Below are 12,731 nucleotides of genomic sequence, written 5' to 3' on the forward strand. Positions count from 1 at the left end.
TTGATGGGAGAGGGTGAAGGAATGAAGAGCGGGGTAATTCCTTCTTCAGCGGTCGGTCAAAAAATTAACGAGTGGTACAAATATATCCGGACCTTCAGTGTACCGGATGCCGAGGTGCTAAAAGCTGAAATCCAGCAGGAACTGAAACACATGCAGCATGACTCCAACTTGCTGTTATATTACTCACTAATGGAATTTCGCCACCAGCTTATGCTTGATTATCTCGAGCCGCTGGAGAAATTAAATATCGAAGACCAGCCAAGCCTGTCTGAATTATCACGAAATATAGACAGCAACCAAGCTGACCTAAAAGGGCTTCTTGATTACTATGTGAATTTCTTCCGCGGAATGTATGAGTTTGATAAGCGGGAATTTATTTCTGCCATTACATATTACAAACAGGCGGAGAAAAAACTTTCTTTTGTTTCCGATCATATTGAACGGGCTGAATTTTATTTTAAAATCGCGGAAGCTTATTATTATATGAAGCAAACGTACTTTTCATTGATTCATATCAAGAATGCATATGAAATTTATGTAGAGCAGGAAACCTATAATGTTCGGATTATCCAATGCCATTTCGTGTTCGGGGTTAACCTCATGGATGAGAGAAATTTCGAACAAGCCGCACGGCATTTTAAATTGGCGCTGGAGATGGCGGAAGCGGAACAAAGAGCCCAATTGGTTGGAAGAGCATTTTATAATTTGGGGCTGTGTTATTACAATCAAGACCTTCTCGACCCTGCCATTGACCATTTTGAGAAAGCGGTTTCTACTTTTGAAAACAGCAGAATCACCAATTCTCTGCCTCAGGCATATTTTTTAATAACACTTATTTATTATAAACGCGGAAAACATGAGAAGGCTTCGGAATATCACAAGAGGGGCTATGAATATGCTAAAGAAACAGACGATGCAGATTACGCGGTAAAATTTGAGTTTTTACAATCCCTATATCAGGAACAGCCCAATACAGAAGGAATCGAACGATGTTTTCAATACTTAAAAAATAAAAATATGTATGCTGATATAGAGGATTTAGCCCTAGAAGTAGCAAAATATTACTATGAACAAAAATGGTTTGAACTGTCTGCTTCCTACTTTCTTAGAGTTGAAGAGGCAAGAAAACAAATACAAAGGAGTGAAGGTTTGTATGAAATTGAAATCTAAGTTATTTGTTATTTGTTTGGCTGCAGCAGCTGTTTTTACAGCGGTTGGCGTCTCTGCACATGCTGAAGCATCCGACTTCCATGTCACAGAAAGAGGAATGACGTAAGAACCAGGCCCCTTCTCAATAAGAGAAGGGGTTTTCTTCTAAAGAAACAGCGACGCAGGATATGGATCTTACGGCGCCGCCTGATTCATGGAGATTCCTTTTTCTTAGTAGCCTCCGTTAAAAAATGCAGCTCCCACGATAATCAAGAGGATAAATAACACAACAATCAAAGCAAAAGAGTTTCCGTAACCAGACATCTGATGCCACCTCCCTGTGAGATTACTTTATGATATGCTGCATAAACGCAGCGGACAGGGCTTTCGGATAGGGATTGAAAAATAAAGAAAACAACTAAAAAAACGCCGTAAGACAATGATATTGTCTTACGGCGCTGTACTGCAGACTTAGAAGCCTCTTGTAAATGCAGTACCTACGATAATTAATAGAATAAACAATACAACGATTAAAGCGAAAGAACCGAAGCCGTAACCGCCACCGTTAGAGTATCCTGACCTCTCTATGATGGATGCGGAATCGGCCAGATGAATAGGGGAATAGTGGACAAGGCAAGAATGAAAAATTCATCGATCGACGCGGGCAATATAAAAGGCGGGCTCTGCCGCCCGCTTTTATGTATAGATTAAGAGACCAGCACTCCCGCGAAAAACTCCCGGTATAATGCTTGGACGGCTTTTCTTTCTTCGGCTTCTTTTACGCCGAACATCATGCTCACTTCAGAAGATCCTTGGTTAATCATTTCGATATTCACTTTTGCCTCTGATAAGGCTTTGGCTGCTCTTGCCGTTGTGCCGACATTATGACGCATTGCTTCTCCTACAACCATAATGAGCGCCAGATTGTGCTCGACAATAACTTCATCGGCATGAAGATCCTCTTTAATCTGCTTCATTACGCTTCGTTCAACCGAAGCATCCATTTGACCCTGTCTTAAGATGATCGTCATGTCATCAATTCCCGATGGAACATGCTCATACGTCAAACCGTGTTCTTCAAGGATTTGCAGGGCTCTGCGGCCAAATCCGATTTCTCTGTTCATTAAATACTTGCTGATATAAATACTGCAAAAGCCGGTATCGCTGGCAATACCGACGACAGGCCCGTTTGTGTTATCGCGTTTGCTGACGACGCGTGTTCCGTTCGCCGACGGGTTGTTCGTATTTTTGATCTGCACGGGAATGCCCGCTCTGAAGGCCGGAATGAGCGCTTCATCGTGAAACACTGAAAAGCCTGCGTACGAGAGCTCGCGCATCTCTCTGTATGTCAGCTCGTGGATTTCCTTCGGGTTGTCAACAATGGAAGGATTAACAGAATACACAGCATCTACATCAGTAAAGTTTTCGTACAGATCGGCCTGAAGACCATTGGCCAAAATAGAGCCGGTAATATCAGAACCGCTCCGTGAAAATGTCATCACATCGCCATTCTTGCTGAAACCGAAAAAGCCGGGGAATATGATGAGGCCTTCACGCTCTCTCAGCTGATAGAGATTTTGATACGATTCAGGCAGCACCTGCGCGTTGCCGGGTTCATTTGTTACAAATAGGCCTGCATCCTTCGGGTTTACATATTCCGCTTTCACGCCTTTGTGGCGGAAATAGGCGGCGATCAGCTTAGCGTTGTTATCCTCACCGCTTGCTTTGACAGCGTCCAGATATTGTTCGGGATTGCTTTTATCTCCTTCTAAAAGCGTAAACAAATCATCGCGGATTTTTTCTATAATACACGGCTCAAGCTGAAGCTCATTTGCGATCAGAGCATAGCGTTCAATTACCGCTTCCGCCAGTTCAGGGGAGCTTCCGGATGATAAATACTGTTCAGCACATGTGATTAAGAGATCAGTCACTTTCGTATCCTCGGAATAGCGTTTGCCCGGAGCCGACACCACTACAGCTTTGCGTGCGGGATCTGAGGTTACGATTTGAAACACCTTTTCAAGCTGTGCGCCTGAAGCGAGTGAGCTGCCTCCGAATTTAACGACCTTCATGTTTACATCTCCTAATGTTTAAAATTTTCACACAAATTTAGTATTTATTATCCCTCTTTCAGTTTTGTAAATCAAGGGGAAATTTCTATGTGGAAAGAACATTTGTATTCACAGAGAGGAATTATGTCAGGTTTGATGACGAAGTTGAAGCATAGTGAAGATAAATATGGTAAACAGACTAACGATTTGTGATGGAAAATGGTTTGAATTATGAGTAAAATTGAATAGATAACGAGGTTAATATTTTTAAAGAATATTGACTAACACTAGAAAAGTGGTAATATGTAAATGATAATGATAATCAATTACTATATGGCCATATTGTTTTGAGTCCTTGCGGAGTAGGAGATACGTTCTTTTTGCTGTAAGGATGTAAGGAGGCAGCATGAAGCTACGTTACTTATTTTTTCTACTTATCATATTAGCAGTCACTTCTGTATTTATCGGCGTAGAAGATCTGTCGCCGCTTGATCTCTTCGATCTAAGCAAAGAAGAGGCATCAACGCTCTTTGCCAGCCGTTTGCCGCGGCTGATCAGCATTTTAATTGCAGGGATGAGCATGAGCATCTGCGGCCTGATTATGCAGCAGATCACCAGAAACAAATTCGTGTCACCGACGACGGCCGGCACGATGGACTGGGCGAGGCTGGGAATCTTAATATCCTTGCTTCTGTTTACATCGGCAAGTCCATTAATGAAAATGCTGATTGCTTTTGTCTTTGCTCTAGTCGGTAATTTTCTGTTTATGAAAATTCTTGAAAGAATTAAGTTTAACGACACCATCTTTATTCCGCTTGTCGGTTTAATGCTCGGGAATATCGTCAGCTCAATCGCGACGTTTATCGCGTATAAATATGACTTGATCCAAAACGTGTCATCATGGCTTCAGGGGGATTTCTCCTTAGTTGTGAAAGGGAGATACGAGCTTCTCTATCTGAGTATTCCGCTTGTCATCATTGCCTATGTTTATGCGGATAAATTTACAGTGGCGGGTATGGGAGAAAGCTTTTCTGTCAACCTCGGCCTCAAGTATAAAAGGGTTGTGAACATCGGGCTCATTATCGTATCCCTGATTACGTCACTTGTCATTTTGACTGTCGGTATGCTTCCGTTTCTCGGTTTAATCATCCCGAACATTGTATCGATTTACAGAGGAGACAACCTAAAAAACAGCCTGCCGCACACTGCGCTGCTGGGAGCGGTTTTTGTTCTGTTTTGCGATATATTGGGCAGAGTCATTATCTTCCCTTATGAAATCTCGATTGGTCTGATGGTCGGAATCATCGGCAGCGGCATTTTCCTGTTTATGCTGTTAAGGAGAAAAGCGTATGCGTAACCAGATGAAAATTGCTTTGCTTGTTGGTATAGCTGTTGTATGTATCGGTTTATTTCTGTTTTATGACTTAGGCAATTGGGATTACACTCTGCCGAGAAGAATCAAAAAAGTCGCTGCCATTATGCTGACTGGCGGAGCGATTGCGTTTTCAACAATGATCTTCCAAACGATCTCGAATAACCGCATCCTGACGCCCAGCATTTTAGGCCTTGATTCTCTCTATATGCTGATTCAGACCGTCATCATCTTTTTGTTCGGTTCAATGAATATCGTAATCATGAATAAAAACATCAACTTCATCATCTCTGTGTTGCTGATGGTGCTGTTTTCTTTTGTTCTCTATCAGATCATGTTCAAAGGTGAGGGGAAAAATATCTTCTTCCTTCTGCTCATCGGAATCGTGTTCGGCACGCTGTTCAGCAGCCTGTCTTCCTTTATGCAGATGCTGATTGACCCGAATGAGTTTCAGGTTGTGCAGGACAAAATGTTTGCCAGCTTTAACAACATCAACACGGATCTGTTATGGCTCGCCTTTATCATCTTCCTGCTGACCGGTATCTATGTCTGGCGTTTTACGAGATTTTTTGACGTGCTTTCACTCGGCCGTGAACACGCTGTCAATTTGGGCATTAACTACGACAAAGTTGTTAAACAGATGCTGATCGTGATCGCGATCCTTGTTTCTGTTTCTACAGCGCTTGTCGGCCCGATTATGTTCTTGGGGCTTCTCGTCGTCAACCTGGCGAGAGAATTTCTGAAAACATATAAGCATTCATACTTAATCGCAGGTTCTGTTTTAATCAGCATTATTGCGTTAGTCGGGGGACAATTTGTGGTTGAGAAAGTATTCACCTTCTCAACGACGCTGAGCGTTATTATTAATTTTGCCGGCGGGATTTATTTTATCTACTTGCTGTTAAAGGAGAATAAATCATGGTAGAGGTCAAAAATGTAAGCAAACAATATGGAGGGAAAGTTGTCCTTGAAGAGACGTCAGTCACGATTCAAAAAGGCAAAATCACCTCGTTTATCGGTCCTAACGGCGCCGGCAAAAGTACGCTGCTGTCTATTATGAGCCGCTTGATCAAAAAGGATTCCGGTGAGATTTTCATAGACGGAGAAGAGATCGGAACCTGCGACAGCAAAGAGCTTGCCAAAAAAATGAGTATTTTAAAGCAGGCGAATCAAATTAATATCAGACTAACCATTAAAGACCTTGTCAGTTTCGGCAGATTCCCCTATTCACAGGGACGGCTGACAGAGGAAGACTGGGTTCATATCAACCAGGCGCTCAGTTATATGAAGCTGGAGGAGATTCAGGATAAGTACCTGGATCAGCTGAGCGGCGGACAGTGCCAAAGGGCGTTTATCGCAATGGTCATTGCCCAGGACACGGACTACATATTTCTTGATGAGCCGCTGAACAACCTGGATATGAAACATTCAGTTGAAATAATGAAGCTTCTGAAGAGGCTGGTAGAGGAGCTTGGAAAAACAATCGTGATCGTGATTCACGACATCAACTTTGCTTCCGTCTACTCTGATTATATCGTTGCTTTGAAAAACGGCCGAATTGTAAAAGAGGGGCCGCCGGAGGAGATCATTGAAACCTCTGTGCTCGAAGAAATCTACGATATGACCATCCCGATTCAGACGATAGATAACCAAAGAATAGGTGTTTATTTTTCTTAAAATACAGAAGAGGTGAAGACTATGAAAAAGTTTGCAATTCTATTTATCGCATTGGTGACAGCTGTTGTCATTTCTGCATGCGGAAACCAAAGCTCAAGCAGCAAAGGATCTGACACGAAGAAAGAACAAATTACGGTGAAACACCAGCTGGATAAAAACGGCACAAAAGTGACGAAAAATCCTAAAAAAGTCGTCGTATTTGATTTTGGCAGCTTAGATACATTAGATAAATTAGGTCTTGATGATAAAGTAGCGGGCCTTCCGAAACAAGCCCTTCCTAACTATCTGTCCAAATTCAAAGATGACAAATATGCTGATGTCGGAAGCTTAAAAGAGCCAGACTTTGAAAAAGTAGCTGACTTGGATCCTGATCTCATTATTATCTCAGGAAGACAATCTGAGTCTTACAAAGAATTCTCTAAAATTGCGCCGACGATTTACCTTGGCGTAGACACAGCGAAATACATGGAATCATTTAAATCAGATGCACAAACAATCGGTAAAATCTTTGATAAAGAAGATGAAGTAAAAGACGAACTTGCAACAATTGATAACTCCATTTCAGATCTTAAGAAAAAACCTGAAAAGCTGAACAAAAACGGTCTTGTGATTATGGCGAACGACGGCAAAATCAGCGCCTTTGGTTCTAAATCAAGATACGGCCTGATCCATGACGTATTCGGCGTGACACCGGCTGATAAAAATATCAAAGCGTCTACTCACGGACAAAGCGTTTCATATGAGTACATTTCAAAAACAAACCCGGATTACCTGTTTGTTATTGACCGCGGTACAGCAATCGGAGAAACATCATCTACAAAACAAGTCGTTGAAAACGACTATGTGAAAAACGTAAACGCCGTGAAAAATGATCATGTCGTATACCTTGATTCAGCTACTTGGTACTTATCAGGAGGCGGACTTGAGTCTATGACGCAAATGATTAAAGAAGTGAAAGACGGTTTAGAGAAGTAAAATGAAAAAGAGCCTCCGCTCTCAAAGCGGGGCTCTTTTTTTATAGGATCAGCGTGCCGGCTGCTGTTCGGCAGGGCGCTGAGGTTTTTTTAATGTGAAGGATAGAAGTAAGCCGGCAAGCGCGATACAGGCTGCCACGATAAAAGCGGCATTCATGCCGTGCAGAGCGGCGTGTTTCACATTTGTGGTTCCTGCATGTGCCGCTTGGTTGCTCATCACAGATACCAGAAGAGCAGTTCCGATGGAGCCGCCGACTTGGCGAACCGTATTGTTCATTGCTGTTCCGTGCGGAATTAAGTGGCGCGGCAGCGCATTGATTCCGGCTGTTGTCACAGGCATCATAATCATCGCTGTCCCTAAGAGACGAACGGTATATAAAACGACAATCCAAGCCAGTGACGTATGATCAGTCAGCTGCATAAACGGCAGTGACGTCAGGAAGATGATACAGAAACCTGCAATCGCCAAGCCTCTTCCGCCGACACGGTCAAAAATTCTTCCGATAATCGGGGACATGAAGCCCATCACAATGGCTCCCGGCAAAAGCATGAGCCCTGTATCAAAGGCTGTGACGTTTCGGACGTTTTGTGTATACAGCGGGAGGATGGTTTCCGTACCAATTAATAAAGCAAAGACAAGTGTTCCCAGCAGGGTTGTTAAGCTGAAGATACCAAACGTAAATACGCGGAATTCCAGCATCGGTTTTTTAAGCTTCATCTGTCTTGTAATAAATAAGAGCAGCGCGATCACACCCACAAGCAGTGAAACCAGAACCGTTGAGCTGGTCCATCCGTAAGAGCCGACGCTTGAGAAGCCATACAGCAGCCCGCCAAATCCAAGGGTCGACAGGATAACTGATAAAATATCAATCTGTGTTTTTCTTAATGTCGTCACGTTTTTCATAAGAATGATAGCGAGAAGCAAATCGATCACGGCAAACGGAAGAATGATATAAAACAATGATCTCCATGAGAAAGCTTCTACTGCCCATCCTGAAAGAGTCGGCCCGATCGCAGGCGCGAAGGAGATGACCAATCCGACCATACCCATAGCCTGGCCGCGCTTTTCAATCGGAAAAATCGTTAAAAATAATGTCTGCATGAGCGGCATCATAATGCCGGCTCCGGCCGCCTGAATGATACGGGCCGCCAGCAGAACCGGAAAGTTCGGGGCAAACGTGCCAACGATTGTTCCGGCAGTGAAAATACTCATCGCCGTAATGAGAAGCGTACGGCTCGTGAATTTTTCAATTAAAAATGCGGTAATCGGAATTAAGATACCGTTCGTTAACATAAATGAAGTCGTCAGCCATTGGGCTTGGTTTGCATCTATATGAAAATCCCTCATGATATGGGGGAGAGCGGTAATTAACAGTGTCTGGTTCAAAATGGCGACAAACGCCCCGGCTAACAAAATGCCGACAATGACAGAACGGTTAAACAGTTTTTTTTCAATACTTGTGTCCAATAAGATCCCTTCTTTTCTTTAAGTAATTAACAGTGTTTTTAACATAGAAATAGGCTGTGTTAAAACACCGGTTTGTTCCAGATAGCCAATCAGTGATTTCAGTAAAAAGGCGCGGGGCTCTTCCTTTTTTGCTTCCTCTTCCAGCATGGCTGCAGCTGATGCCAGTTCATCGATGTCATAATCCGCGGCGGGCAGGGAAGAGATGCCTTTATGTAATTCTTTCAGGCTTTCTGATAACAGGAGTGATTTATCCTTTGGCTGGTAGGAGGACGCCGATTGGATATAGAGCTCGATGGTCTCAGGCGGAAGCAGGGACTGCCGCGTTTCTCTGTTTTTGATAATCTGATTGAGGGTGCTGATGATAAACGCTGCAATCGGGTCAAGGTCAAGCGGTTTTTCCTCTATTTTGATCAGCATTAAAAATTCCCGCATCATGCCGTGAAGAATGATAACCAAATCCCATACAAAAGGGAGGATGGTTTCTCCATAGGCCTGAATCAGCGAATCCCGGTGCCAACAGATAATCGTCGATCTGGTCTGATGGATATGCTGTTTTACACGGTCATTGTGCAGCTTGGGGTTTCCGTAGGTCAGCATATTAAAAAACTGCTGATTCCGCCTGAATCCTTCCAGCTCCATTTTGACCTTTTGAATCAAACGCTCCTCCGGTGTCAGCGCGGTATTTTCCTGCAGTCTTGATGCCGCGGCCACCATCTGCTTTTGGTTAAACGTCAGCAGCTCCAAAAGCAAATCTTCCTTGGATTGAAACAGCTTATATATAGAAGCTTTTGACATCTTACATTCTTCCGCGATTGCCTGCATGGAAACCGACGTAAAATCCTTTTCAGAAAACAGCTTCCGCGCGGCTAACAAGATTTCTGTTTTTTTATCAAGCATCTCATGGCTTCCTTCTTTCTTGAACAATAGAAAACCCATTGGTTCACAGAAAACCAATGAGTAACATTGATAAAATTTTACCAAATAAACAAAATGAAAGTCAATGGATTTTATCCGGACAAATAAAAAGGCCTGCCGGAATTCCGACAGGCTGTGGTGAGGCTTATTTTTCAACTTTAAACCCTTGTTTTTCGAGCATTTCACGAATATGCGGATAGTACAGGCGCTCATAGTATGAGGCGATCCCTTGTGACCAGTTTCGTGTTTCTTTTCCGTTGGTCCGGTTCTTCATGTATTCGGCCATTTGTTCATCATATGACTGAATGTGTGATGTCAGCTCGTCCTGCTGCAAATACGTTTCTTTATGATAAACCGCTGCCTTTGGAAGACGGGGTTTTTTCGCTGAACGATCAGCAGGATGGCCGATGACAAGACCAGATACAGGGAAGACGTATTCTGGAAGCTGAAGCAGCTCGATCAGTTCATTTGGGTTTCCCCGAACTGCGCCGATCGGAACAGTGCCAAGCCCGAGTGATTCAGCTGCCGCTGTCGCCGTGCCAAGTGCGATGCCGGCATCTACAGCGCCCACAAGAACGGATTCTAAACCGTTTGTGATTTCCATGTTGAAGTCATGCAGATCTTCAAGCGCAATTTTTGCCCGGTTGAAGTCTGCGCAGAAAAGCAAGAAAACCGGAGCTTGGTCAATCCAAGGCTGTCCGCCCGCCAGTTCGGAGATTTTCTTTTTCCGCTCTTTATCCTGAATCGCGATGACAGTCACTTGCTGCCCGTTGATAGAAGTAGGGGCTGATTGCACCGCTTGTATAATATGGTCTAGCTGCTCTTCTGACACCGGCTCATCCGTATAGCTGCGGATGGAGCGGTGATCTGTTAATGATTTGATTACTTCGTTCATGTGAGACATCCTTTCCTTACTCGCTGAGTTCTGTGCGGACAACATCAAGAGGAGCGCTCAGCAGTTCTTTGCCTTTTGCTACAAATCCTTGGAAATGCGCAGTTTCATTGTGGGATTTCATCGCCGCTTCATCTTTCCATTGTTCAAGCATCACAAATGTATTTTCTTCGCCTACTTTTTCAAAAAGGTCGTATTGGGCGTTGCCTTCCTCGGCTCTTGAATGTTGAACCAGCGATTGTGCCTCGCTCAAAAATTCTTCGCGTTTTTCGGGTTTTACTTTGATATAAGCTTGTAATACGATCATGTAAATCTCCTCCATTTGTCTTTTGAATTTATTGTTCGAATTTGATCGAACTAAATGTACCATGTAATCAAAATCAGGTAAAGGAAAAACCCTCAAATAGTAAAATTGTCATTCTAATTGTTGTGTGATACATTTGTGTCATGAACATTCCAAACCATCCAGAAACAGAAACGTTGCAGCTGACAAAGGTTCTTCACGCACTGAGTGATCCGCTTCGTTTAGAGCTGGTGAAGCAATTGGCCGAAGCAAAAGAGAAAACGTGCGGCACCTGTGCCGATGTACAGGTTGCAAAGTCGACCTTGTCCCACCATTTTAAAGTATTAAGAGAATCGGGCATCGCTCAAGTACGCATAGAAGGAAAGCGCCGTTATTATTCGCTTCGCACAGAAGATCTGGAAAGGGCATTTCCGGGCCTGCTTAAAGCAGTGCTGAACGTGGACCAGGAGCGCTGGTAAAAAATCCCCTGAACAGGGGATTTTTTTATGTCCCATAAACAGCGCGGCGAAGTCTTCGCACACCTTCCTGAATGTCCTCTTCCCTCAGCCGTGCAAAGCCGATGATGAGCGCGGGTTTGTCCGGCTGCGGACGGCTTTCTTTTAAGCGGAACCGGCTCATCCCGAAGATTTCAAGCTGCTGGGCGGCGGCATGCGCGAGTATCTCTTGTTCCGTGCGGCAGGTGTAAAATTCGGTGACGAAATGCAGTCCCGCATTTGCCCCTTTTACCGTGATCTCTCCTCTAAACTCTGATTCTAATGCGCAGATGAGGCGTTCTCTCTTTTCTTTATAATGCTGCTTCATTTTTTTTATATGCTTCTGATATTCTCCAGACTCAATAAATTCCTGCAAGGCGATCTGTGTAAGCGACGAGCAGGTCTGCAGGTCATAACCTCGCTTTTTGTAACCCCGTAACAGCTCCGGCGGCAGCACCATGTAGCTGATCCGCAATCCGGGGAGAAGTGATTTTGAAAAGGTGCCCATATAGATGACATTTTGAAAGCGGTCGAGGCTTTGGAGCGCCGGGATACTGTCTACGTCATATTTAAACTCGCTGTCATAATCATCCTCAATAATATAGCGGCTCGGCTGCTCCGCTGCCCAGTTCAGCAGCTGAATTCTCCGGGATACAGGCATAATCGCTCCGGCCGGGAATTGATGCGAAGGGGTAGTGATTAATACATCTGGGTTCTGTCTGATGATTTCAGAAATGGAAATCCCTTTTTCATCAAGCATAATCGTCTTCACCTGTTTTCCGGTATGTTGCAAAAGCTGGTACATTCGCCTGTAACCAGGCTCCTCCATCGCATACACCGCATCCTGAGGCAAAAGCTCCGTCAGCAGCTGCATCAGCACCTGAGTGCCCGCCCCGATGACGATTTGTTCAGGCCGGCATTTCACTCCCCGCGTCAGAGAGATGAGCCTTGTAATGGCGGCTCTTACTTCATATATGCCTTGCGGATGAGACATGTCGCCGAGCGTGCGGTATGAGCGGGCAGCCGCTTTTTGCTCACAGCGAAACCAGCTTTTCATTGGAAAATGATCTGTATCAGCACTCATATGTGAAAATGATATCCAATTACTTTGATCGATATGAACCTCTTTCAGGTCATCCGGCAGTGAAGATGAGGGCTGTTCCTCAGAGGAAAATGTGTCTAGGTGTTCCACGAAAAAACCCTTTCTTTCTTCAGCGTACAAATACCCTTCCGCGAGCAGCTGCTGATAGGCTGAATTCACAGAGTTTACGCTGACCTTCAGCTTTTCAGCCAGCTCACGTTTGGAGGGAACCTTCGAGTGGGGCAGCAGATTACGGCTGAGGATTTCGTTTTTTAGTTTTTGATAAATCTGCTGATAGATATAATCCGCTTTTTCTGAGCGATCGAGAGTGATTGTGATGTCCATTGCGGTGTCTCCTTCTGATACCATTAAAAA

General features: G+C 44.1%; 14 protein-coding genes and 1 pseudogene. 7 read left to right on the top strand and 8 right to left on the bottom strand.

Annotated features, from left to right (window positions below; all coding sequences use genetic code 11):
* Positions 1-21 precede the first annotated feature (21 nt).
* Positions 22-1,170: a response regulator aspartate phosphatase RapC gene (gene rapC / locus NST56_RS02180; RefSeq protein ID WP_268444289.1), complete on the top strand. Its 1,149-nt coding sequence runs from the start codon at positions 22-24 to the stop codon at positions 1,168-1,170.
* Positions 1,154-1,276: a PhrC/PhrF family phosphatase-inhibitory pheromone gene (locus NST56_RS02185; RefSeq protein WP_010333023.1), complete on the top strand. Its 123-nt coding sequence runs from the start codon at positions 1,154-1,156 to the stop codon at positions 1,274-1,276. Before rapC ends, NST56_RS02185 begins: the two co-directional genes overlap by 17 nt.
* Positions 1,277-1,380: 104 nt before the next feature.
* On the opposite strand, the gene NST56_RS02190 is transcribed toward NST56_RS02185, so the two are convergent.
* The 3 genes from NST56_RS02190 to NST56_RS02200 form a co-directional block, all read right to left on the bottom strand.
* Positions 1,381-1,473 (bottom strand): YjcZ family sporulation protein, encoded by a 93-nt coding sequence (locus tag NST56_RS02190; RefSeq protein WP_026014660.1) that lies wholly within the window; start codon positions 1,471-1,473, stop codon positions 1,381-1,383.
* Between the two features lie 147 nt (positions 1,474-1,620).
* On the bottom strand, positions 1,621-1,740 hold the full coding sequence (locus tag NST56_RS02195; protein ID WP_268504129.1) for a YjcZ family sporulation protein: 120 nt from the start codon (positions 1,738-1,740) through the stop codon (positions 1,621-1,623).
* A 116-nt stretch (positions 1,741-1,856) separates the two neighbouring features.
* On the bottom strand, positions 1,857-3,221 hold the full coding sequence (locus tag NST56_RS02200; protein WP_268444290.1) for an aspartate kinase: 1,365 nt from the start codon (positions 3,219-3,221) through the stop codon (positions 1,857-1,859).
* 385 nt (positions 3,222-3,606) lie between these two features.
* On the opposite strand from NST56_RS02200, the gene yclN reads away from it, so the two are divergent.
* Genes yclN through NST56_RS02220 form a run of 4 tightly spaced genes read left to right on the top strand, consistent with a single transcriptional unit; the run spans position 3,607 to position 7,224 of the window.
* The gene (yclN, locus tag NST56_RS02205; protein ID WP_010333025.1) at positions 3,607-4,557 is read left to right on the top strand and encodes a petrobactin ABC transporter permease YclN; all 951 of its coding nucleotides are present in this window, start codon (positions 3,607-3,609) and stop codon (positions 4,555-4,557) included.
* On the top strand, positions 4,550-5,497 hold the full coding sequence (gene yclO / locus NST56_RS02210; protein ID WP_010333026.1) for a petrobactin ABC transporter permease YclO: 948 nt from the start codon (positions 4,550-4,552) through the stop codon (positions 5,495-5,497). Before yclN ends, yclO begins: the two co-directional genes overlap by 8 nt.
* Positions 5,491-6,249 (top strand): petrobactin ABC transporter ATP-binding protein YclP, encoded by a 759-nt coding sequence (yclP, locus tag NST56_RS02215; RefSeq protein ID WP_268444292.1) that lies wholly within the window; start codon positions 5,491-5,493, stop codon positions 6,247-6,249. The genes yclO and yclP overlap by 7 nt, the downstream gene beginning before the upstream one ends.
* Before the next feature lie 21 nt (positions 6,250-6,270).
* Entirely contained in the window at positions 6,271-7,224 is a 954-nt protein-coding gene (locus NST56_RS02220) for a siderophore ABC transporter substrate-binding protein (protein ID WP_339179650.1), read from the top strand.
* Positions 7,225-7,272: 48 nt separating this feature from the next.
* On the opposite strand, the gene NST56_RS02225 is transcribed toward NST56_RS02220, so the two are convergent.
* The 4 genes from NST56_RS02225 to NST56_RS02240 all read right to left on the bottom strand — a co-directional run bounded on the left by NST56_RS02225 (position 7,273) and on the right by NST56_RS02240 (position 10,805).
* Entirely contained in the window at positions 7,273-8,691 is a 1,419-nt protein-coding gene (locus NST56_RS02225; protein ID WP_339179652.1) for an MDR family MFS transporter, read from the bottom strand.
* A gap of 18 nt (positions 8,692-8,709) precedes the next feature.
* On the bottom strand, positions 8,710-9,588 hold the full coding sequence (locus NST56_RS02230) for a helix-turn-helix domain-containing protein (protein ID WP_339179654.1): 879 nt from the start codon (positions 9,586-9,588) through the stop codon (positions 8,710-8,712).
* 163 nt (positions 9,589-9,751) lie between these two features.
* Positions 9,752-10,501: an NADPH-dependent oxidoreductase gene (locus NST56_RS02235; protein ID WP_339179656.1), complete on the bottom strand. Its 750-nt coding sequence runs from the start codon at positions 10,499-10,501 to the stop codon at positions 9,752-9,754.
* Between the two features lie 16 nt (positions 10,502-10,517).
* Complete coding sequence (locus tag NST56_RS02240) at positions 10,518-10,805, bottom strand: putative quinol monooxygenase (protein ID WP_003225015.1); 288 nt, start codon at positions 10,803-10,805, stop codon at positions 10,518-10,520.
* A 140-nt stretch (positions 10,806-10,945) separates the two neighbouring features.
* Between NST56_RS02240 and NST56_RS02245 the strand changes: the two genes are divergently transcribed.
* A complete protein-coding gene (locus NST56_RS02245; protein ID WP_010333032.1) occupies positions 10,946-11,260 on the top strand; it encodes a metalloregulator ArsR/SmtB family transcription factor in 315 nt (104 codons plus the stop codon).
* Positions 11,261-11,263: 3 nt separating this feature from the next.
* Here NST56_RS02245 and NST56_RS02250 read toward each other — a convergent pair.
* Positions 11,264-12,701: pseudogene (locus NST56_RS02250) on the bottom strand (PLP-dependent aminotransferase family protein); the annotation flags it as partial.
* Positions 12,702-12,731 lie beyond the last annotated feature (30 nt).

It is taken from the genome of Bacillus sp. FSL R5-0560 (assembly GCF_037966305.1).
Taxonomy (GTDB): Bacteria; Bacillota; Bacilli; order Bacillales; family Bacillaceae; genus Bacillus; species Bacillus mojavensis.

What these genes read in the sequence shown, in the direction of transcription:
- rapC (WP_268444289.1), top strand. Translation starts at nt 22, where the DNA reads ATGAAGAGCGGGGTAATTCCTTCTTCAGCGGTCGGTCAAAAAATTAAC.
- NST56_RS02185 (WP_010333023.1), top strand. Translation starts at nt 1,154, where the DNA reads ATGAAATTGAAATCTAAGTTATTTGTTATTTGTTTGGCTGCAGCAGCT.
- NST56_RS02190 (WP_026014660.1), bottom strand. Translation starts at nt 1,473, where the DNA reads ATGTCTGGTTACGGAAACTCTTTTGCTTTGATTGTTGTGTTATTTATC.
- NST56_RS02200 (WP_268444290.1), bottom strand. Translation starts at nt 3,221, where the DNA reads ATGAAGGTCGTTAAATTCGGAGGCAGCTCACTCGCTTCAGGCGCACAG.
- yclN (WP_010333025.1), top strand. Translation starts at nt 3,607, where the DNA reads ATGAAGCTACGTTACTTATTTTTTCTACTTATCATATTAGCAGTCACT.
- yclO (WP_010333026.1), top strand. Translation starts at nt 4,550, where the DNA reads ATGCGTAACCAGATGAAAATTGCTTTGCTTGTTGGTATAGCTGTTGTA.
- yclP (WP_268444292.1), top strand. Translation starts at nt 5,491, where the DNA reads ATGGTAGAGGTCAAAAATGTAAGCAAACAATATGGAGGGAAAGTTGTC.
- NST56_RS02220 (WP_339179650.1), top strand. Translation starts at nt 6,271, where the DNA reads ATGAAAAAGTTTGCAATTCTATTTATCGCATTGGTGACAGCTGTTGTC.
- NST56_RS02230 (WP_339179654.1), bottom strand. Translation starts at nt 9,588, where the DNA reads ATGCTTGATAAAAAAACAGAAATCTTGTTAGCCGCGCGGAAGCTGTTT.
- NST56_RS02235 (WP_339179656.1), bottom strand. Translation starts at nt 10,501, where the DNA reads ATGAACGAAGTAATCAAATCATTAACAGATCACCGCTCCATCCGCAGC.
- NST56_RS02240 (WP_003225015.1), bottom strand. Translation starts at nt 10,805, where the DNA reads ATGATCGTATTACAAGCTTATATCAAAGTAAAACCCGAAAAACGCGAA.
- NST56_RS02245 (WP_010333032.1), top strand. Translation starts at nt 10,946, where the DNA reads ATGAACATTCCAAACCATCCAGAAACAGAAACGTTGCAGCTGACAAAG.